This window comes from Stenotrophomonas cyclobalanopsidis (assembly GCF_008710035.1).
In the GTDB taxonomy this organism is placed as follows: Bacteria; Pseudomonadota; Gammaproteobacteria; order Xanthomonadales; family Xanthomonadaceae; genus Stenotrophomonas; species Stenotrophomonas cyclobalanopsidis.
Window position 1 is genome coordinate 1 of the sequence record NZ_VYKI01000021.1, and the last position, 21,088, is coordinate 21,088.

A 21,088-nucleotide genomic window follows, 5' to 3' on the forward strand; every position below is an offset into this window, starting at 1 on the left:
ACGCCGAGCGACCCCACCTGTCCCTTAAAATGCAGACGCCCGATGCGACGCATCGGGCGTCCTTGGCCGCCTGACGGCGGCCGTATCATCCACCCCATAGGTGTCAACCTATGGCAGGACGGGTCACAATGATCAATCAACCGATCAGAACTTCTGCTGGTACTTCATGTACACAAAGCGACCCACTTCGAAGCCACCGTAGTACGAGTAGCCCGCGTTCGGCTGGGAGTAGGCCGGAGCCGCCCAATGGTCGAACACGTTGTTGGCACCGACGGCCACCGTCGCATTCCACGGCAGGTTGTAGGACACCTGCAGGTCGTGGAAGGTGTTGGAGCCCAGCTCGTTCATCGGCGTGATCTGGCCCTGGGTATCCGGCGCGCTGTAGTTCGGCAGGGTGCAGCGGTCGTCGAAGTAGCAGTCTTCCTTGGTGCCCGAGAAGTAGCGCGCGGTCCAGGAGACGGCCAGATTGTCCAGCTGCCACATCACGGTCAGGTTCGAACGGAGGCGGAAGTTGCCACCGAAGCCGTTCTGCTGGCTCGGCGGGTTGTCCGTGTTGTCCTGCTTGATCTCGTTCTTGGTGACGTAGGTGTTCTGCAGCGACGTCGTGAAGTTACCGAAGCTGGTTTCGAAGCGGTAGTTGACGTCGAAGTCGAAGCCTTCGGTTTCGACATAGCCCGCATTACGCAGAGCGAAGGTGAGGTCGGTGATGTTGCCGTTCGCATTGCGGGTGAAGCCGGTGCAACGCGACTCGATGCCACGCAGGTAGCAATCGTTCAGCAGATCGGTCGGGGAGTCAGCAACGATGGTGTTCTCGATGCGGATGTTCCACCAGTCCAGCGAGGCGTTGAAGCCGGTCAGGAAGCCCGGGCTCCAGACCACGCCGATGGTCTTGGACGTGGAGGTTTCCGGAGTCAGACCCGGAGTCGAGCCGGTGATGAACGGCGTATCGCTGGCTTCACCCGGGCCCTGGGCCGGGCCGCTGCTGGAGGTGTTCGGCTGGCGGAAGCCGGCCGGCACGTCGGCCAGGCAGCGTGCGTTGCCTGCGGCAGAACCGAAGCTGGTGTCGCACGGATCGGTGTACTGCGGGAAGGTCTGCGAGATACCGCCGTACAGATCGGCCACGGTCGGGGCACGGAAGCCTTCGGACCAGGTGCCGCGGACCAGGATCGAATCCACCGGCTTCCACTTCAGACCGAACTTGCTGTTCAGCGTGTCGCCGAAGGTGTCGTAGTCCGAATAGCGGGTCGCGGCGGTGACGGTCAGTTCCTTCGCGCCCGGCAGGTCGGCCAGGATCGGGATCTGCAGCTCGGCGTAGATTTCATTGAGGCTGTAGCCGCCCGAAGTCGGGCCGGCGGCCAGGTCGGTCGAGATGCCGGTCTGGGCCAGTGCGTCGGGCGAGAACGAACCGCTTTCCTCACGACGCTCGAAGCCGATGGCCATTCCCAGATCGCCCGCCGGCAGGGTTGCGATGGTGCCGGCGATGTTGGCGAAGTAGTTCTTGGTCGTGGTGCGCGACAGCGCCTGACCCGGCTGGTACAGGTAGGCCTGCACTTCGGGATCGGCCAGGCTGTTGGGCGAGTCGTAGCCGTTGGGAATCAGCGGGTTCCACGGGGTGCAGGCCCCAGGGCCGGTGCCCAGCGGAATCGGCGAATCAGCCGTGCCGCACTGTGCTTGGCCATTGGCGTTGATGAAGGACGGGCCGGTGGCCTGACCGACGGCGTAGGTGTTCAGGTTGCCCGTGCTGACCTGGGTACCCTTGTTCTGGTTGTACAGATAGCCGGCTTCCCAATCCCAGAAGCGCTCGCCGGTCTGGAACGAACCGCTGAACACACCGGTGAAGCGGGTGGTGGTCAGGCTGTTAAAGACGCCGCGCGGCACTTCCCAACCACGACGGACGTAGTCGACGTCCTCGCCAACCGGGTTGTAGATGCTGTCAGCCGACAGCGGGCCAGCCAGCGGATAGTCTTCGCTGAAGAACGGGTAGCCCGCGTTCTGCGCGAACGAGTCGCGGTCGGTGTACAGGACGCTGGTGTCAAAGCGGACGTTGTCGGTGAAGTCGAAGCGACCATTCAGGAAGGCCGACTTGCGCTTGATGCCGCTCTGCAGGGTCGATGCCAGCGCCGGGTTGGAGACGTCGATCGCGCTGTTGACCGGGCGGTAGCTGGCGAAGTCGGTCGGATCGAGACCGGCGACATCGCGGCGCAGCGTGTAGGCCTGGCCGTTGTAGATGAAGCGGCCGTACTGGCTGGTGCCCGACAGGCCACCCGGACGCGGTGCACTCTTTTCACCGGTCGGGAAACGGTCACGCGAGAACCAGCGGTCCTTCGCCCACACCGGATCTTCGTTGGTGTATTCCACACCGGCGGTCAGCGAACCACGCTCGCCACGGAAGCCCATGATGAAGTCATAGTTTTCGCGCTTGCCGTCGCCCTGGTCGTACTGACCGAAATAGACGTTGGCTTCAGCGCCTTCGAAGTCCTTGCGGGTGATGATGTTCACCACGCCGGCGATCGCGTCCGAACCGTAGATGGTCGACGCGCCGTCCTTCAGGATTTCGATGCGCTCGACGATGGCGGCCGGAATCGACGCAACGTCCTGCAGGCCATCGTTGGTGATGCCCAGGCGACGGCCGTCGATCAGGATCAGGGTGCGGTTGGCGCCCAGGTTGCGCAGATCGATGTAGTAACCACCGACGGCTTCACCCGAGCTCAGCGGCGAGGTGCGGCTGATGGCCGGGGAACCGGCGGCGGAGATGTTCTGCAGGATGTCGGCGACCGACTTGAAACCCTGCTTCTCGATCTGGTCACGGCTGATGGCCAGCACGGGCTGGGCGGTTTCGGTATCGACCTGGCGGATGCGCGAACCGGTCACCTCGATGCGATCGAGGTTGGTTGCGTCCTGCGCCTGGGCGGTCGCGACGGATGCACCGGCGACCAGCGCGATGACGACCGCATCACGCAGCTTGTTGGACTTGAAGTTCATTGGCTCTCTCTCTCCAAGGAAATCTTGGCTGGGTTATTGCCTGCGTGCGGAACGCAAAATGTCGTTCCAAAAAAACGCGAGGCTGAATCGATAGTAACGGCGCCCTCCAGAAAATTAAAGCTACGTTAACTTCAGATGTGGCAGCCCGAGCCGGTACCCGCGAATCTTTACGATTCAATGACTTGTGGTACATGACTGGGACACTTCGGTCATTTGAGTATCGTTTCGTCTGAAAAAATGTTTTTGTTGATACATTTCGTAATATTTCGATATGTAACAACGTGCGAGCGTTTAACGAACGCGTTACCTGCGGAAACAAGAAGGGCGCCCCGCAGGCGCCCCTTCGTCCATCCAGTCGATGTCGTACGACGTTGGACCGCTTACAGATCCTGCTCGTAGCGGACGTACGGCACGGTGCCGTCGTCGTTGCTTTCGTTGCGCGGGGAGAACGGATTCTTGCCGCGGCTGACCACGTTCTCGGCGCCGACGGTCAGCTGGCCCGACCACGGGGTGCGCCAGGTCAGGCCGATGCCCAGGCCTTCCCACTTGCCCGGCTTGCCGGGAACGTCGACCACGCGGCCGATGATGCTGCCGGTGAAATTGCCGTAGCCGGCACCCAGGCTCAGGCTCTTGCTGTCCCACCGGTCGACCAGGGCGGGCGATGCATCGGAGATCGGCACCAGACGCGCCTTGGCGTAGGTACCGGCGATGGACACGAAGCCTTCGCGGCCGATGTTGCGCTGGGCGAACACGGTCAGGTCGTTCTGTTCGCCGCGCAGGGCCGGGGTCTTGTTCGGCGAGGCCAGCCAGGCCGGCAGGGTCTCGCGGCTGGTGCCGGCGGTGATGCCCAGGCGGTTGTTGCCGCGGTTGAGCGCGGCGGTACCGGTCAGGCGGCGGTTGTTGGCACCGATGGCGTCATCGTCATCGCCCAAACTGGCCAGCATGCAGTGGCTGGCCAACCCGCTGATGCTGCTGCCGCTGCTGTTGCTGCACAGCAGGCCCAGCGAATCGCCGGAGGACAGGCCGAAGGCCGCGTCCAGCGAGTTGCGGCCGAAGTGCCAGCGGGCACCGGCAGCCTGTTCACCGGTCGGTTCCAGGTACAGCAGGGCCTCGACCTTGCCGCTGCCCTTGTTCCAGACCGGCAGCACGGTGCGGGTGTCCTTGCTCTGCGCATGCGCACCCGTGATCGCACCAAGGGCGATCAGCAGGGCCAGCGGTAGACGCAGGAAAGTACGCATCGGACCAGTTCAGACAGTGACGGACAATGGAAGTTCCCGCTGGGGCGGGAACTCGATCCTAGGGTGTTTATGAAATCTTAACAAGCCTTGATCCTCCCCAGAACACAAGACCTGCTCATTCATTGAAGTCGTTCAGGCGCCGGTACAGTCCCCTCGGCACCGTGGAACAGTATGTCGAACTCCGTCAACGGAAAGTGATACTCCCGTCCGCAGAATTCGCAGCGGACTTCCACCGCGCCGGTGTCTTCGGCGGCCGCGCGGGCTTCCTCCTCGCCGAGGGAGACCAGCATCGAGGCGACCCGCTCGTGCGAACAGGAGCAGCCGAAGGCCAGCGGCTTGCTGCCCATCAGTTCCGGTTTCTCCTCGTGGAACAGGCGGTGCAGCATCTGCTCGGCCGGGGTGGCCAGCAGTTCGGCCTTGCCCAGCGTGTCGAACAGGGCGCTGGCGCGGGCCCAGCCGTCGTCGTCGCCTTCGTCGCCGGGCAGCTTCTGCAGCAGCAGGCCCATGGCGCCGTTGCGGTCGGCAGCAAGCAGCAGGCGGGTCGGCAGCTGTTCGGACTGGCGGAAGTAGTCCTCGAAGGCCTCATCCAGCGCCGGCGCGGTCAGGCCGACCAGGCTCTGGTAGCGCTGGGGTTCGCGCGGGTCCAGACCGGGATTCTCGATGGTGATCGCCAGCAGCGCGTCGCTGCCCAGGCTGGACAGGTCGCGCGGCGCGTCGGCGCCTTCGGCCAGCTGGGCGATGCCGCGCAGGGTGCCGGCGGCGGTGCACTCGGCGAACAGGGTGCGCAGGCCGGTGGTGCTGCGCAGCTGGATGGACAGGCGGCCGTCCACCTTGGTGTGGCCGGTGAACAGGGCCGAGGCCACGCAGGCCTCGCCGAGCAGTTCGGCGGCGTTGTCCGGGTACACGGCGTGGGACAGGATTTCCTGCCAGGTGGCCTGCAGTTGCACGTGCACGCCACGGACGCCGGCGTCGGGCAGCAGGAAGCGGATCAGGGAATCGGTTTGGGCGGTCATCGGCTCACATCGCGCGTAAACAGGGGCGGTTGCCGGATAATGCGCCGACAACCAGGCATGAGAAGGATGCACCAGTAATGGGGGCAGGGGGAGAGCAGGACAAGGTGGAGGCCGGGCAGGCCATGGCGACCACGCCGGCCCGCCGACGCTGGCGCTGGAAGCGGCTGCTGTGGCTGCCGGCACTGTTCGTGGGCTTCAGCTGCCTGCAGGTGCTGGTGCTGCGCTTCATCGACCCGCCGCTGTCCACGGTGATGCTGTGGCGCTATGGCGAGGCACTGGGCGAGGGCGACTGGTCCTACCGTCTGCATTACCAGTGGCGCGACCTGGACCAGATGGCACCGAGCCTGCCGATCTCGCTGGTGGCCGCCGAGGACCAGCGCTTCCCGGAGCACAATGGGTTCGACCTGCAGGCCATCGAGAAGGCGCGAGACCACAATGCCAGGGGCGGGCGCCTGCGCGGCGCCAGCACGATCAGCCAGCAGGTGGCCAAGAACCTGTTCCTCTGGCAGGGCCGCAGCTGGATCCGCAAGGGTCTGGAGGTCTGGTACACGGTGCTGATCGAGGCGTTCTGGCCGAAGGAACGCATCCTGGAGATGTACGCCAACATCGCCGAGTTCGGCGATGGCGTGTATGGCGCGCAGGCGGCGGCGCAGGAATTCTGGGGCAAGGACGCGGCGCGGCTGGCACCGGGTGAAAGTGCCCGGCTGGCGGCGGTGCTGCCGGCGCCGCGGCGGTACAACGCGGCCAAGCCGGGTCCGTACGTGCAGCGGCGGGCGACGTGGATACAGCGGCAGGCCCGGCAGCTGGGTGGGGCGGGGTATCTGGAGGAGTAACGGTTGATCGTTTCGCGGCGCCTTCCGGTTCATGTGTGAGGCGGAGGGCTACCGCAGGCAGGACACGCGGTAAATACGTCCATGTAGCTCGTAGGCGCCGTCCATGGCGCCTACGGTCCTGCCTGCGGTAGCCCTCCGCCTCCGGACAGTTTCCTGCGCGCGCGGAACGAGAGCGGAAATTCAAAATCAAAAGAAGAGCAGGATCAAAAGCTGTGCCAACCAAGGTTGGCAGCTACCAAAGGCGGATGATCGGCATTGAGATGCACCGCGCTCGCGGGAATGTGCCCTCCGCCTCACGCACGTATCAGGAAGGCGCTGCTCCTGCCGTTGCCGTTGCTTTAGGCGGGCCGGCGGGCTGCAAGCCCGCCAGCGACGTACAATCCAGGCATGAGCCGCCAACGCCTGACCTTCGTCATTGCCGCCCACAACGAGGAACTGGCGCTGCCCCAGCTGCACCCGCGCCTGTGCGCTGTGCTCGACGCGCTGGACGATGTCGACGGCCACATCCTGTATGTCGATGACGGCAGCACCGACGCCACCTGGGCGGTGATCGAACACCTCGCCCATCCCGACCCGCGTGTCTCGGCCCTGCGGCTGTCGCGCAACTTCGGCAAGGAGGCCGCGCTGACCGCCGGCCTGGACCAGGTGCGCGAAGGCGCTGCGATGATCCTCGATGCCGATGGCCAGGATCCGCCGGAACTGGTGCCGACCTTCGTCGCGCACTGGAAAAAGGGCTATGACAACGTGTACGGCACGCGCAAGGTGCGCGACGGCGAAAGCTGGAGCAAGCGGGCCACGGCGGCCATGTTCTACCGCGTGATCGGCCAGCTGTCGCGCACGCCGATCCCCGCCGACACCGGCGATTTCCGCCTGCTGTCGCCGCGGGCGCTGAGTGCGCTGCGCGAGATGCGCGAGCGCCATCGCTTCATGAAAGGCCTTTTCAGCTGGGTGGGCTTCCGTCGCGTGGCCGTGCCCTACCACCGCCACGCGCGGTTGGCCGGCAACAGCAAGTTCAGCCTCTGGAACCTGTGGAATTTCGCACTGGAAGGCATCACCGGGTTCTCGACCGTGCCGCTGCGGGCGGCCACCTACCTGGGCCTGGCGACCGCGGCGGCGGCGTTCGTGTTCGGCGTCTGGGTGATCATCAAGGCGGCGCTGTACGGCGATCGGGTGGCGGGCTGGCCGACGATGATGGCGGTGATCCTGTTCCTGGGCGGCGTGCAGCTGATCGCGCTGGGGCTGATCGGCGAGTACCTGGGCCGCCTGTACGAGGAGTCCAAGCAGCGGCCCCTGTACCTGGTTGACGCGTGGCTAGCACCTTCCGTGGCAGACTCGGGCCTGCAACCCACCCTGGGAGGGCAGGCAGATGACGTCGGTACGGCAACTGTTGGACGGCAAGTCCCCTGAAGTACACGCGGTCGCGCCCGGCGCGGCGGTGATCGATGCGATCCGGCTGATGGCCCAGAAGGGCATCGGCGCGGTGCTGGTGATGGACGGGCCGCGACTGGTCGGCATCCTGTCCGAGCGCGATTACGCGCGCAAGATCGTGTTGCATGATCGTTCCTCGCGCGATACGGCGGTGTCCGAGATCATGACGGCGAAGGTGGTGACGGTGTCGCCGGGTGAGCAGGTGGAACACTGCCTGCAGCTGGTGACCGATTACCGCATCCGCCACCTGCCGGTGGTGGAGAAAGGGTCGGTGCTGGGGGTGATCTCCATCGGCGACCTGGTGAAGGCGGTGATCGATGCGCAGCGGCGGGAGTTGGATCAGCTGCAGCAGTACATCGTGGCCGGCTGAGTTTTTCGCTGGCGGGCTTGCAGCCCGCCGGCCCGCTTCCTGAAGCCGGAGCCAGAGCTCAACAGCAGTGCCCTCCGCCTCTGCACACGTTCCTGCGAGTGCGGTGCGTTTCAGCGCCGATCACCCGCTTCTGGTAGCTGCCAACCTTGGTTGGCACAGCTTTTGATTCTGCTTTTCGCTTTTTTCTTTTGAATTTCCGCTCTCGTTCCGCGCGCGCAGGAAACTGTCCGGAGGCTGAGGGGTGTCGCAGGCAGGACCGTGGGCGCCAAGGATGGCGCCTACGAGCTACATGGACGTATTTACCCCGTCTCCTGCCTGCGATAGCCCTTCGCCTCACCCATGAACCGGAAGGCGCCGCGAGCAACCGCTTTTACTTCGCGTACTGCCCACCACAGTTGGCATCCTTGCCCGGCCCCGTTTCAATCGTGGCCAGCAGCGCTGCCGGCGGGGCGATGCTGCCCAGTGCCAGGGCCACCGCGCCGCGCAGGCCGAGTGCCTTGAAGTCCGGGCGGAACGATGGATCCTTGAACGTGCCGCCGATACGCAGTGGCGAGCGCAGCACCAGGATGCTCTTGTCCTTCGGACGCGGCTTCAGTAGCAGATCCATCCGCTCATCGCGCAGGCTCACGGTGCCTTCGCCGATGATGATCGTGTCGGTGGTGTCCACCGCCAACGCACGGCTGGTCATCAGGCCATCGCGCACGCCGAAATCAGCGAAGGCGCAGCGCAGCGGAATCTGCCGGTCACCGGTGAACAGGAATTTCAGCGACTCGGTGATGTCCAGGCCGGCCAGCTCCATCACCAGATTGCCGACATGGCCACGCCCCATCGCCACGCCGACATCGCCGCTGCTGCCGCCGAGCATGGCGGCAATGGAATTGCCGCGGCCGCTCAGGTCGATCTGGCCGCTGATGCCACCCTTGGCCTGCTCGGCCAGCTTCGCATCCGGGAACAGCTGGCCCAGCTGCACGCCGCGCACGCTGGCCTTCAGCGCCGTGGCGATCTGCGGCTGGCGTGCGTCCATGCGGATGGTGCTGCGGATGTCACCGCCGGCCACGCCGAAGTTCAGCGGATCCAGCCGCAGCACGCCGTCGTCCAGCAACAGGTGTGCGTCCATGTCGTCAAGCGGCAGCGAGGGCGCGTTGATACGGTGGGCCTTCCAGCGCACGTCGGCATCCATCGCGCGCAGCTTGCCCAGGTTGTAGGGGGTGTCGGGCAGCACGCGCGGACTGGCGGCGACCTGGGCGGCCTGCGCCTTCTGTTCGGCATTGGCGGTTTCGCCGCCGCCGGTCTTCGGCGGAGCGCCGACGAAGCCGGCGAGGTCATCGAAATCGAGCCGGCGCGATTCCAGCGTGGCAGTCAGGCGCGGACGGTCGCGGCCCACCTCGAACTGCAGGTTGCCGCCCAGGTCGCTGTCGCCGACCTTGCCGGTGAACCCTTCGTAGCGCCACACGTTGTGGTCGCGCTTGAGCCGGCCATCGAGCGCATACGGCGGCGAGGGCGGGATGGCGATGCCCAGCAGCGGGTAGAGGTCGGCCAGGTCCTGGCCACTGAGTGCGAACTGCAGGTCGAACACCTGCAGCGCGAACGGGTTGGTCAGCGTGCCGGTGGCCACAGCATGGGTACTGCCGGCACGGCCATCGAGGTGGATGCGGAAGGGATGCGCGCTGTCGGTCAGCTGCAGCGGTGATTCGGTGCCGCCGCTGAGGGTGAACGGATTGCCCTGCCAGCGGCCCTGGCCCTTCACCAGCAGCGGCGGGGCGGTGTCGGCCCGTTTGTGCGCAGTGGTGGTCGGTTCGCCGCTGCGCACGCCGACGCGGATGTCGGTGCGGCCCAAGGCGTCCAGGTACTGCAGGCGCCCGTCGTCGATGCGCAGGCCCTTCAGTTGCAGCGCGCTCTTGCCATCGCTGGCCGGCAGGAAATCCCAGTTGCCGGCCTCGCCCTTGCGCGGGGCGGCTTCCAGCAGCACGTCGGGGCGGGTCAGGCGTACTTCCGGCAGCTGGATGCTGCCACGAAGCAGGGGCCAGACGCGGACGTCGATCTCCACGCGGTCGGCATTGGCCATGGTGGCCTGCTTCGACCACGAGGCATTGGCGAAGGTGATCGCATCGGCGCGGATCGTGCTGGTGCGGCCAAGGTCGACATCCAGGTGGCCGATGTGCAGGGCGCGGCCGGTGCGGGCCTGCACCGCGCGTTCCACCGGCCCCTTGAACCAGTTCCAGTCCCATAGCGCGATGAGGATGAGCACTGCGGCCAGCAGGAACACCAGCACGGCCAACCAGCGCTGGCCACGGGGGCTGGGACGTTGGAGGCGCCAGCGCGAAGGGCGCGGTGCAGAAGGGGCAGGGGAAGGGGCAGCATTCACACTGCCATGGTTGCCCCATCCCGGTGGACGGGGCGCGAAGCGCTCATGTGCATGGTGTGCACACGGGCCCGTGGAGGCAGGATTAGAGGATCTGCATGGTCACCGCGACGAAGTGGCAGACGCTGCCGCCGATCACGAACAGGTGCCAGATCGCATGCGAATAGGGGATCGATTCGCGATGGTAGAAGTAGGTGCCCAGCGTGTAGGACAGGCCGCCGGCGAACAGCCAGGCCAGGGTCCCGCCGTCGATGGAGGCCCACATCGGCTTGATCGCCACGATCACCAGCCAGCCCATCGCGATGTAGATGCCGGTGGAAAGCGCCTTGAAGCGGCCGGTATAGAACAGCTTGAACACCACGCCGCCCAGGGCCAGCGCCCAGATGGCGGTGAACAGGCCCCAGCCCCAGGGCCCGCGCAGGCCGATCAGGGTGAACGGGGTGTAGGTGCCGGCAATCAGCACGTAGATCGCGCAGTGGTCGAAGACCTTCAGGCGGCCCTTGGCCGTGGGGTGCTGGATGGCGTGGTACAGGGTGGAGGCGGTGTACAGCAGCAGCAGGGCGATACCGAACACGATGGCGCTGGCAAGCTGCCAGCCGTCGCCATAGATGGCGGCCAAGGTGATCAGGACGGCGCTGGCGGCCAGCGCGAACACGGCGCCGAGCCCGTGGGTCAGGGCGCTGGCGATTTCTTCACGGATGGAGGCAGCAGTCGTGGAGGACATGGCAATGACGGTATTCGCGGGGAGGGGGACCCGCAGCCCCCCTATCATCGCCGCGATGGCGGGCGCTTGCACCCCCGTCACCGTATGGGGGATGAATCCGCGCCTATCCACGCATGGCGTGGATCTACCGGGGCGCGGATCTGTCCCCTTGCATCAACCCGCCGGGACGGTGTGTGCCGCTTCGCGGGTGGCCGAGAAGCGCACGTCCGGCGAGCGTTCCTGGGCCAGCTGCAGGTTGACCCGGGTCGGGGCCAGGTAGACCAGGTGGCCGGCGGCGTCCAAGGCCAGGTTCAGCGCGTTCTTCTCGCGGAACTCCTCCAGCTTTTTCTCGTTGCTGCAGTGGACCCAGCGTGCGGTGGAGACGCTGACCTGCTCGAAGGTCGCTTCCACGCCGTACTCGTCCTTCAGGCGGTAGGCGGCCACGTCGAACTGCAGCACACCCACCGCACCCAGGATCAGGTCGTTGCTGGTGAGCGGGCGGAAGAACTGGGTCGCGCCTTCCTCGGACAGCTGGGCCAGGCCCTTCTGCAGCTGCTTGAGCTTGAGCGGATCACGCAGGCGCGCGCGGCGGAACAGTTCCGGGGCGAAGTTGGGGATGCCGGTGAAGGTGACCGCTTCGCCTTCGGTGAAGGTATCGCCGATGGAGATGGTGCCGTGGTTGTGGATACCGATGACATCGCCCGGCCACGCTTCGGCGGCGATCTCGCGGTCGCTGGCCATGAAGGTCAGTGCGTTGGCCAGCTTCATGTCCTTGCCGGTACGCACGTGGAAGGTCTTCATGCCGGCGCTGAAGCGGCCCGAGCAGATGCGCATGAACGCCACGCGGTCGCGGTGCTGCGGATCCATGTTGGCCTGGATCTTGAACACGAAGCCGCTGAGCTTGTTCTCCTCCGGCGCGATGATCCGGCCGGTGGTGGTGCGCGCCTGCGGCGGCGGGGCGTGCTCGACGAAGAAGTCCAGCAGCGGCTGCACGCCGAAGTTGTTCACGCCCGAGCCGAAGAACACCGGGGTCTGCTTGCCGGCGCGGTAGGCGTCCAGGTCGAACGGGTGGCTGGCGCCCTGCACCAGTTCCAGTTCGTCGCGCAGTTCGGCCAGCATCTGTGCGCCGATCTTCTCGGCCAGGCCGGGCGCATCGATGGACGGGAAGATGGTCGAATCCTGGCGGGTGAAGTTGCGGCCCGGTTCGTACAGGTGCACTTCGCCGGTCAGCAGGTGGACCACGCCCTTCAGGCGCTGGCCCATGCCGATCGGCCAGGTGACCGGGGCGCACTGGATGCCCAGCACGGTCTCCACTTCATCCAGCAGCTCGATCGGGTCCTTGCCCTCGCGGTCGAGCTTGTTGATGAAGGTCATGATCGGGGTGTCGCGCAGGCGGCAGACTTCCATCAGCTTGATGGTGCGCTCTTCCACGCCCTTGGCCACGTCGATCACCATCAGCGCCGAGTCCACCGCGGTCAGCACGCGATAGGTGTCCTCGCCGAAGTCGGCGTGGCCGGGGGTGTCGAGCAGGTTGACGATCTTGCCTTCGTACGGGAACTGCATCACCGAGGAGGTGACGGAGATGCCGCGCTCCTTTTCCAGCGCCATCCAGTCGGACGTCGCGTGGCGGGCGGCCTTGCGGCCCTTCACCGAACCGGCCATCTGGATCGCACCGCCGAACAGCAGCAGCTTTTCGGTCAGCGTGGTCTTGCCGGCGTCAGGGTGGGAAATGATGGCGAAGGTGCGGCGACGCGACGCTTCGTTGGCGACTTCGGACATGGCAGTGGCGCCCGCCCGGGGCGCTTTTCAAAGAGATAAGCGCCCGATTATACCGGCCGGGGCCGGTCAGCGCCCGGTGGCGCCGTCGGCCTCGCCCTGGCGGGCGAACTGCAGCTGGCCCTGCGCGGTGAAAATACGCACCGGCAGCGAGCGCAGGCCCATGCCGCGGTTGACCTGGACCACGAAGTGCAGGTGCGGCGCGGTGCTGTAGCCACTGTTGCCGGACAACCCGATCGGCTGCCCGGCCTGCACCGCCTGGCCGGGCCGCACGCGCATGCCGCCCGCCTGCAGGTGGCCGTACAGCGCCATGCTGCCGTCGCTGTGCAGGATGCGGATGAAATTGGCACGGCCGGCATCGCGCCTGCGGTCCTGGCCGTTGGCCTTGAAGCCATCCTGCACCTGCATCACCGTGCCCTCGCGCGCAGCCATCACCAGGGTGGCCTCGGGCAGGGCGAAATCCACCGCGTCGCGGTTCTCTTCGTCCTGGTGGCTGAAGCGTCCGTTCGGGGCCTGGTCCACGCGCAGCCGTGGCGCCTGGAAGGGCAGCCGGTAGGCCACGTCCTCGGCCCGCGCGGCGGGGTTGCCCGGCACCGACTGCAGGCGCACCTCCAGGCTGCGGCCATCGGCCGGGGCTGGCAGGTGGCCGATCACCAGGCTGCCACCGCCCTGCACCAGTGAACGCACCGGCAGGCCCTCGATGGCGCCACCGGGCGCCGGCCGCAGTTCGATCTGCACCGGGCCGGCCAAGGGATTGTCGATGCGCGCCTGCCATTGCCCGCCCATTGCCTGCAGTCGCAGCTGGGTGGTCGGCGCGGCCTGCGGGGAGTCGTCACCGGCCGCAGCGGTGCCGGACTTCGGCACCAGTCCCCAGCCCTGGCGCCAGTCACTTGCGTGGACGGTTGCGCTGGCCAGCAGGGGCAGCAGCAGGCAGGACAGGGGCAGGCGGGGCATCGACGGATCCAGCGGAAAGGGCGCTGGGGACTGTAGCGGATCCTGAACACGGGGACCGGGCGCAGTTCCCGGAATGGCGGTTCATTTATTCCATCGCTTTATCCGCATGAAGGGATTGACAGTGGCGGAAAGGGCTGGCATCGTGGCTCCACCATCGAGACCGGCAGAGGGACAGGCCCTTTGAAGCCGGGGCAGCCCGCAGACGCGAAAGCGTCCGCGTAGGTGCCAAATCCTGCGGGGACCGTGGCGTCCACCGAAAGATGGTTCGAACCATGCACCGCACGTGCATCTCGAACGCGAGCCCCGCGAAGGCTCGATGGCCGATTCCACACACGGATCCCGCCATGAGCTTCGCCCCCAGCACCGCCGCCCGTCCCGAATCCTTTGTCCCCGTCAGCGTGCCGGTCGGTGACCGCGTGCGTGCCGAGCGCGGCGAGTTCGCCGCGGTGCTGTCGATGCGCCACGCCGGGGCCAGCCCGGTGCGCCTGCGCTACGAGTGGGTGGGGCCGGCCAACGCGCCGGTGGTGGTGCTGGCCGGTGGCATCTCCGCCCACCGCCACGTCGCCGCCAGTGCACAGTTCAGCGAAAAGGGCTGGGCCGAAGGCCTGGTCGGCAGCGGACGCGCGCTGGATCCGCAGCAGCTGCGCGTGCTGGCCTTCGATTTCATCGGTGCCGATGGCGCGCTGGACGTGCCGATCGATACCGCCGACCAGGCCGATGCACTGGCGCTGCTGCTGGACCATCTCGGCATCCGCGTGCTGAAGGCCTTCGTCGGCTATTCCTATGGTGCGCTGGTCGGCCAGCAGTTCGCGATCCGCCACCGCAGCCGCGTGCGCCAGCTGGTGCTGGCCAGCGGCGCCCACCGCCCGCATCCGTATGCCGCCGCCTGGCGTGCGCTGCAGCGCCGTGCCGTTGCGCTGGGCCAGCTGCAGTGCGGCGAAGACCACGGCCTGGCCCTGGCCCGCCAGTTCGCCATGCTCAGCTACCGCACCCCGGAAGAATTCGGCGAGCGTTTCGACGCGGCGCCGGAAGTGGTCAACGGCCGCGTGCGCGTGGCCGCCGAAGACTACCTCGATGCCGCCGGTGCGCAGTACGTGGCACGCACGCCGGTGACCGCCTACCTGCGGCTGTCCGAATCGATCGACCTGCACCGCGTGGACCCTGCCGCCATCCTGCCGCCCACCGTGGTGGTGGCCGTGGAAGGCGACCGCCTGGTGCCGCTGGCCGACCTGGTCGGCCTGGTCGAAGGGCTGGGCCCGCGCGGCAGCCTGCGCGTGCTGCGCTCGCCCTACGGCCACGACGCCTTCCTCAAAGAAACCGATCGCATCGACGCGATCCTCGCTACCGCCTTCCGCACTTCTGGAGAGTCCGCATGAGCCTGTACGCCAATGAGCCGTCCTGTAGCCGCACCACTGCTGCTGTCCGCGCCGGCATCGACCGCGACACCGCCCACGGTGCGGTCACCCCGCCGATCGTGCTGTCGTCGAACTTCAGTTTCGATGGCTTCGGCAACAAGCGGCAGTACGACTACACGCGCAGCGGCAACCCGACCCGCGACCTGCTGGGCGAAGCACTGGCCGAACTGGAAGGCGGCGCTGGCGGCGTCATCACCGCCACCGGCATGGGCGCGATCAACCTGGTGCTGAACGCACTGCTGGAGCCGGGCGATACCCTGGTGGTGCCGCACGATGCGTACGGCGGCAGCTGGCGCCTGTTCAATGCACTGGCCAGGAAGGGCCACTTCACCTTGGTCACCGCCGACCTCACCGACCCGCGTGCGCTGGCCCAGGCGCTGGCCAGCCAGCCGAAGCTGGTGCTGGTGGAAACGCCGTCCAACCCGCTGTTGCGCATCACCGACCTGCGCTTTGTCATCGATGCCGCGCACAAGGCCGGTGCGCTTGTCGTGGTGGACAACACCTTCCTGTCGCCGGCCCTGCAGCAGCCGCTGTCGTTCGGTGCCGACGTGGTGCTGCATTCGACCACCAAGTACATCAACGGCCACAGTGACGTGGTCGGCGGCGCGGTGATCGCGCGCGACCCGGCGGTGCACGAGCAGCTGGTGTGGTGGGGCAACGCGCTGGGCCTGACTGGTTCGCCGTTCGATGCCTTCCTGACCCTGCGCGGCCTGCGCACGCTGGATGCACGCCTGCGCGCGCACCAGGAGAACACCGCCTCGATCGTGGCCCTGCTGGATGCGCATCCGGCCGTGGCACGTGTCTACTACCCCGGTCTGGCCGACCATTCCGGCCACGCCATCGCCGCGCGCCAGCAGAGTGGTTTCGGCGCCATGCTGTCCTTCGAACTGGCGGCCTGCGAGGGCGAGGATCCGCAGGCGGCGGTGCGCGCCTTCGTAGATGGCCTGCGCTACTTCACGCTGGCCGAATCGCTGGGCGGCGTCGAAAGCCTGGTCGCGCACCCGGCCACCATGACCCATGCGGCGATGACCGCCGAAGCACGTGCCGCCGCTGGCATCAGCGAAGGCCTGCTGCGCCTGTCGGTGGGCATCGAAGCTGAGCGTGACCTGCTGGCCGACCTCGACGCCGCGCTGCAGCGCGCCGAAGCGGTGATCGGCGCTGGCGTGCGCCGCAAACAGGTGGTGGATGCATGAGCGCGCTGGCCGCTGAGATTCCCGCGCTGGGCGGTGGCCGCCTGGCCCTGCTCGGCACCGGCACGGTGGGCACTGCCTTCGTGCAGCGCTACCAAGCGCTGCAGGCGCGCGGGCTGGACCTGCCCAGCGTGCAGTGGCTGGCCAATTCGCGCACGGCGCTGGCCATCGACCGCGACCTGGCGCTGCCGCTGGAACTGGCCCGACGCGCGCCGCGCGACGGGCAGAGCTCGCCACCGTGGGCCAGCACCGAAGGGCTGGAACGCGGCGACGTGGTGGTCGATGCCACCGCCAGCGAGGACGTGGCCGCACGCCACGTGCAGTGGCTGGCCCGCGGCGTGCACGTGGTGACGGCCAACAAGCTGGGCCGCGGTGCGCAGCTGGCGCGCGCGCAGGCCATCGCCGAAAGCTGCGCCGACAGCGGTGCGCGTTACGGCGACAGCGCCACCGTCGGTGCCGGCCTGCCGTTGCTGAGCAGCCTGCGCACGCTGGTGGCTGGCGGCGACCATATCCATGCCATCGAAGGCGTGCTGTCCGGATCGCTGGCCTGGCTGTTCCATCGCTACGACGGCCGTTCACCGTTTTCGCTGGCGGTGCGTGAAGCGCTGGACGCCGGCTATACCGAACCGGATCCGCGCGTGGACCTGTCCGGCGAGGATGTGCGGCGCAAGCTGCTGATTCTGGCCCGCAGCAGCGGGCTGGCGCTGGATGCGGCGCAGGTGCAGGTGGAGTCGCTGGTGCCGGCGGCGCTGGCAGCCTTGCCATTGGCTGAGGCGTTGGCCGCGCTGGAACAACTGGATGCCCCGCTGCAGGCGCGCTGGCAGCAGGCGCACGCGCAGGGCCGCGTGCTGCGTTTCGTCGGCCGTGTCGATGCCGGTGGCGCACAGGTGGGACTGCGTGAACTGCCGGCCGACCATCCGCTGGCACAGGGGGCGGGTACGGATAACCGCGTGGCCATCCACAGCGATCGCTACCGCCAGCAACCGCTGCTGATCCAGGGCCCGGGCGCCGGTGCGGAAGTCACCGCTGCGGCGCTGCTGGATGACGTGCTGCGGATTGCGGGCTGACGGCCTGCCGCTGCGCTCGCCGGGCATGGCCCGGCGCTACCGTCCATGTCCGCCGGAGCGTGCCCGGCGGATCAGAAACTTCGTAGAGCCGAGCCCATGCTCGGCTGCCCGCCATTCTGTAGAGCCGAGCCTATGCTCGGCTGCGCCTTACATGGCCGGCCCTGCGCGATCAGCCGAGCATCGGCTCGGCTCTACAAGGTGAATCCCGCAGGTCAACGCGTCTTCAATACCTTCAACAGCGCCGCGTTGAACTGCTTCGGGTCCTGCACCTGCGGCGAGTGCCCGAGTTCTTCGAACTCGACCAGAGTTGCGCCGGGAATCGCCTCCGCGGCCGCCTTGCCCAGCGCAGGGTAATTGCCGAGCGTGGCCTTCAGTTCCGGTGAGGCGCGGTCGCGGCCGATCGCGGTGCGGTCCTTCTGGCCGATGAACAATGCGGTCGGTACCTGCAGGTGCTTCAGTTCGTAGACCACCGGCTGGTTGAACACCATGTCCGAGGTCAGCGCCTGGCTCCAGGCCACCGCCTGCCTGCCCGCGCCTTCATACATGCCCGACTGCATGCGTGCCCAGTGCTCGTAAGCGGGCTTCCACTGGCCGTCGTAGTACACGTCCAGCTGGTAACGGCGGATGCTGTCATAGCGGGTCTTCAGTTCGCCGGCATACCACTCGTCGACACTGCGCCACGGCACGCCCAACGCCTTCCAGTCTTCCAGGCCGATCGGATTGACCAGCGACAGGCTGCGCAGATCCTGCGGGTACATCAGCGCATAGCGGATGGCGAGCATGCCGCCCATCGAATGGCCGACCAGGTGCACCGGCTGGTCGCCGAGCTGCAGCTGCTGCAGCAGGGCGTGGGTGTTGGCGGCCAGCTGGCCGAACGAATACTGGTAGCGTTCGGGCTTGCTGGCCTTGCAGAAGCCCACCTGGTCCGGTGCGATCACCCGGTAACCGGCGGCCACCAGCGGCGCGATGGTCTGCCGCCAGGTGGCCGCGCAGAAGTTCTTGCCGTGCAGCAGCACGACCACGCCGATCGCCTTCTCCTTCGGCGTGACGTCCAGGTAGGTCATTTCCAGCGGCTGGCCCTGCGACTGCAGGGCGAAGGTCTTCACCGGATAGCCGTAATCAAAGCCTTCCAGGCGCGGGCCGTAGGTCGGTGGCGGCGCGGCGAGGGCAGACAGCGGCAGGCAGGCAAGCAGGGCGGCAGCGATCACGCGCATGGGACAGTCCGGAGCGGGGGAACCGCGAGCCTAACCGCAAGACGGTGATGGTGTCGCCAGCCGGGGGGTAGAGTCGACCGTTGGGCGACTACCGCGCGCAGCGCGGTCGGAAGAGCAGTCGACCAACCGGCGGCGCTACCCACAGCGCGGCCTTTCAGCACTCGATGACGTTCACCGCCAGGCCGCCACGGCTGGTTTCCTTGTACTTGTCCTGCATGTCGCGGCCGGTATCGCGCATGGTCTTGATGACCTTGTCCAGCGACACCTTGTGCTTGCCGTCGCCCCGCATGGCCATGCGCGAGGCATTGATCGCCTTCACCGCACCCATCGCGTTGCGCTCGATGCACGGAATCTGCACCAGCCCGCCAATCGGGTCGCAGGTCAGGCCGAGGTTGTGTTCCATGCCGATTTCCGCGGCGTTCTCGATCTGGCTGGGGTTGCCGCCCAGTGCGGCCACCAGGCCACCGGCGGCCATCGAGCAGGCCACGCCCACTTCGCCCTGGCAGCCGACTTCGGCGCCGGAAATCGATGCGTTTTCCTTGTACAGGATGCCGATGGCCGCCGAGGTCAGCAGGAAATCGAACACCCGCTGTTCGTTCGCGCCGGGGCAGAAGCGATCGAAGTAATGCAGTACCGCCGGCAGCACGCCGGCCGCGCCGTTGGTCGGTGCGGTGACCACGCGGCCACCGGCAGCGTTTTCTTCGTTCACCGCCAGTGCGTACAGGTTGACCCAGTCCAGCGTGGTCAGCGGGTCGCGCATGGCGGCTTCAGGCTTGGAGGACAGCTCGCGGTACAGCGCCGGTGCGCGGCGGCCGACCTTCAGGCCGCCCGGCAGCACGCCTTCCTCGCGGATGCCACGCGCCACGCACGACTGCATCGCGCTCCAGATCTCGCGCAGCCGGACACGGATCTCGTCCTCGCTGCGCCAGCACTTCTCGTTCTCAAACATCAGCTGGGCGATGCTCAGGCCGCTGCGCGCGGTCTGCGCCAGCAGCTCGTCGCCGCTCTTGAACGGGTAGGGCAGCGGGGTTTCATCGGGCACGATGCGGTCATCGGCCGCGTCGTCCTGGTTGACCACGAAGCCGCCGCCCACCGAGTAGTAATCGCGGGTGGCGATCACTTCGTCCTCGGCGTTGTACGCGGTGAAGCGCATGCCGTTGGTGTGGTACGGCAGCTTCTGGCGCTTGTTCATGCCCAGGTCGCGCTTCTCGTCGAAGGCGATCTCGTGCTGGCCCATCAGCTGGATGCGCTTGCTGCTGCGGATGCGCTCCAGAGTGGCCGGGATGATGTCCGGATCGATCAGGTTCGGGCGCTGGCCTTCCAGGCCGAGCAGGATCGCCTTGTCGGTACCGTGGCCGCGGCCGGTCAGCGCCAGCGAGCCGTAGACGTCGGCGCGGATGCGCGCCACTTCGTGCAACCGGCCCGGGTCGAGCAGCCAGCGATGGATGAAGCGCTCGGCGGCCTTCATCGGCCCGACGGTGTGCGAGGAACTCGGACCAATGCCGATCTTGAAAACGTCGAACGTGCTGACAGCCATGGTTGCCGTACTGCGGGTACCGGAAGAGACCGCTATTCTAGCGGTTCATTGCCGCAACCCATGGCTGCGGCGCAGCATTTCCAGCAAGGGGCCTGAACCGGTGTTGACCCTGTTCCAGCGTGACGACTGCCACCTGTGCGACATGGCCTTGGCCGAACTGGCCAAGGCGCGGGCGCCGGAGTTCGATTCGGTGTTCCTGGACGACCAGCCCGGGCTGGAAGCGCGCTATGGCGCGCGGGTGCCGGTACTGCGTGACGAAGCCGGCGGCCGCGAGCTGGACTGGCCGTTCGATGCGGCGCGCGTGCAGGCCTGGCTCGCGGGCGGGTGACTCCGCCGGGCATGGCCCGGCGGCAGATGCGGTCGCGGCGCGCGCAGCAGCCGAGCATGGCTCGGCTCTACAGAAGGCGGCCGGGGCGGTGCCCCGGCCCAGTGCTCATTTCGCGTCGAACTTCACGATCGTGCTGATCGAGGTTTCGTCCGGGATGGTCTTGGTGTCGGCCCAGTCGCCGCCGCCCACGCCGAAGTCCAGGCGCTTGACCGTCGCCTTGCCGGTCAGCACCGGCTGCGTGCCCGGCTTCCAGGTGAAGGTGAGGGTGACCGGCTTGCTGACGCCGCGCAGTTCCAGCGTGCCGTCGGCGGCGTACTGGTCGTTGCCCACGGCGCGGAAGCCCTTGGCGGTGTAGTGCGCGGTGGCGAACTTGCCGACGTTGAAGAAGTCCGCGCCCTGCAGGGTCGAGTCACGGTCGCTGTTGCCGCTCTTGGCGCCGGCCAGCGGAATCACCACGTCCAGCGAACCGGCGGCCGGGTTGGCCGGGTCGAAGCTGAGCTTGGTGGCAAAGCCCGGGAAGCTGCCGGTGAACACTTCGCCGTCGTACTTGGTGGCGAACACCAGGATCGAGCCGGCGCCGGGCGCCTGCGCGTAATCGGCGGCCAGCACCGGGGCGGTGGCCAGCATGCCGGCCAGGGCGGCGGCCACGGCGGCCGGGGTGGTCAGTTTCAGGGTCAT

General features: G+C 67.2%; 17 protein-coding genes and 1 riboswitch. Of the genes, 7 read left to right on the forward strand and 10 right to left on the reverse strand.

Annotation, left to right across the window (positions count from 1 at the left end; translation table 11 throughout):
• Positions 1-144: 144 nt before the first annotated feature.
• From FJU31_RS14535 to hslO, 3 genes are all read right to left on the reverse strand, one after another.
• Positions 145-2,982 (reverse strand): TonB-dependent receptor domain-containing protein, encoded by a 2,838-nt coding sequence (locus tag FJU31_RS14535; protein WP_150455379.1) that lies wholly within the window; start codon positions 2,980-2,982, stop codon positions 145-147.
• Positions 2,983-3,362: 380 nt separating this feature from the next.
• On the reverse strand, positions 3,363-4,220 hold the full coding sequence (locus FJU31_RS14540) for an XOO1806 family protein (protein WP_150455380.1): 858 nt from the start codon (positions 4,218-4,220) through the stop codon (positions 3,363-3,365).
• Positions 4,221-4,339: 119 nt separating this feature from the next.
• Complete coding sequence (gene hslO / locus FJU31_RS14545; protein WP_150455381.1) at positions 4,340-5,233, reverse strand: Hsp33 family molecular chaperone HslO; 894 nt, start codon at positions 5,231-5,233, stop codon at positions 4,340-4,342.
• Positions 5,234-5,310: 77 nt separating this feature from the next.
• Between hslO and mtgA the strand changes: the two genes are divergently transcribed.
• From mtgA to FJU31_RS14560, 3 genes are all read left to right on the forward strand, one after another.
• On the forward strand, positions 5,311-6,066 hold the full coding sequence (gene mtgA, locus FJU31_RS14550) for a monofunctional biosynthetic peptidoglycan transglycosylase (protein WP_150455382.1): 756 nt from the start codon (positions 5,311-5,313) through the stop codon (positions 6,064-6,066).
• A 387-nt stretch (positions 6,067-6,453) separates the two neighbouring features.
• Positions 6,454-7,473, forward strand: a complete 1,020-nt coding sequence (locus tag FJU31_RS14555; RefSeq protein WP_150455383.1) for a glycosyltransferase family 2 protein — start codon at positions 6,454-6,456, stop codon at positions 7,471-7,473.
• Positions 7,433-7,864, forward strand: coding sequence for a CBS domain-containing protein (locus FJU31_RS14560; RefSeq protein ID WP_150455384.1), 432 nt, complete (start codon positions 7,433-7,435; stop codon positions 7,862-7,864). Before FJU31_RS14555 ends, FJU31_RS14560 begins: the two co-directional genes overlap by 41 nt.
• Before the next feature lie 370 nt (positions 7,865-8,234).
• Here the strand turns inward: FJU31_RS14560 and FJU31_RS14565 are convergent, their stop codons facing one another.
• The 4 genes from FJU31_RS14565 to FJU31_RS14580 all read right to left on the reverse strand — a co-directional run bounded on the left by FJU31_RS14565 (position 8,235) and on the right by FJU31_RS14580 (position 13,659).
• A complete protein-coding gene (locus FJU31_RS14565; RefSeq protein WP_150455385.1) occupies positions 8,235-10,229 on the reverse strand; it encodes an AsmA family protein in 1,995 nt (664 codons plus the stop codon).
• An 82-nt stretch (positions 10,230-10,311) separates the two neighbouring features.
• Positions 10,312-10,950: a PAQR family membrane homeostasis protein TrhA gene (trhA, locus tag FJU31_RS14570; protein WP_150455386.1), complete on the reverse strand. Its 639-nt coding sequence runs from the start codon at positions 10,948-10,950 to the stop codon at positions 10,312-10,314.
• Between the two features lie 153 nt (positions 10,951-11,103).
• Complete coding sequence (locus FJU31_RS14575) at positions 11,104-12,708, reverse strand: peptide chain release factor 3 (RefSeq protein ID WP_108769659.1); 1,605 nt, start codon at positions 12,706-12,708, stop codon at positions 11,104-11,106.
• 66 nt (positions 12,709-12,774) lie between these two features.
• Positions 12,775-13,659, reverse strand: coding sequence for a M23 family metallopeptidase (locus FJU31_RS14580; protein ID WP_150455387.1), 885 nt, complete (start codon positions 13,657-13,659; stop codon positions 12,775-12,777).
• Between the two features lie 148 nt (positions 13,660-13,807).
• Positions 13,808-13,926: riboswitch (SAM riboswitch) on the forward strand.
• A gap of 77 nt (positions 13,927-14,003) precedes the next feature.
• Between FJU31_RS14580 and metX the strand changes: the two genes are divergently transcribed.
• From metX to FJU31_RS14595, 3 genes are read left to right on the forward strand one after another with little or no spacing between them, the layout of a single operon-like run.
• The gene (metX, locus tag FJU31_RS14585; protein WP_150455388.1) at positions 14,004-15,035 is read left to right on the forward strand and encodes a homoserine O-succinyltransferase MetX; all 1,032 of its coding nucleotides are present in this window, start codon (positions 14,004-14,006) and stop codon (positions 15,033-15,035) included.
• Positions 15,032-16,267 carry an O-succinylhomoserine (thiol)-lyase gene (locus tag FJU31_RS14590; RefSeq protein ID WP_150455389.1) on the forward strand — a complete coding sequence of 412 codons (1,236 nt, stop codon included), beginning with the start codon at positions 15,032-15,034 and terminating at the stop codon, positions 16,265-16,267. The genes metX and FJU31_RS14590 overlap by 4 nt, the downstream gene beginning before the upstream one ends.
• Positions 16,264-17,331 (forward strand): homoserine dehydrogenase family protein, encoded by a 1,068-nt coding sequence (locus FJU31_RS14595; protein WP_150455390.1) that lies wholly within the window; start codon positions 16,264-16,266, stop codon positions 17,329-17,331. The genes FJU31_RS14590 and FJU31_RS14595 overlap by 4 nt, the downstream gene beginning before the upstream one ends.
• Positions 17,332-17,543: 212 nt before the next feature.
• On the opposite strand, the gene FJU31_RS14600 is transcribed toward FJU31_RS14595, so the two are convergent.
• Together FJU31_RS14600 and FJU31_RS14605 are read right to left on the reverse strand one after the other, a co-directional pair.
• The gene (locus tag FJU31_RS14600; protein WP_150455391.1) at positions 17,544-18,545 is read right to left on the reverse strand and encodes an alpha/beta fold hydrolase; all 1,002 of its coding nucleotides are present in this window, start codon (positions 18,543-18,545) and stop codon (positions 17,544-17,546) included.
• 154 nt (positions 18,546-18,699) lie between these two features.
• Entirely contained in the window at positions 18,700-20,082 is a 1,383-nt protein-coding gene (locus FJU31_RS14605; protein WP_150455392.1) for an L-serine ammonia-lyase, read from the reverse strand.
• Positions 20,083-20,182: 100 nt separating this feature from the next.
• On the opposite strand from FJU31_RS14605, the gene FJU31_RS14610 reads away from it, so the two are divergent.
• Complete coding sequence (locus tag FJU31_RS14610; RefSeq protein ID WP_150455393.1) at positions 20,183-20,410, forward strand: glutaredoxin family protein; 228 nt, start codon at positions 20,183-20,185, stop codon at positions 20,408-20,410.
• 105 nt (positions 20,411-20,515) lie between these two features.
• On the opposite strand, the gene FJU31_RS14615 is transcribed toward FJU31_RS14610, so the two are convergent.
• Positions 20,516-21,088, reverse strand: coding sequence for a YceI family protein (locus FJU31_RS14615; RefSeq protein ID WP_079222816.1), 573 nt, complete (start codon positions 21,086-21,088; stop codon positions 20,516-20,518).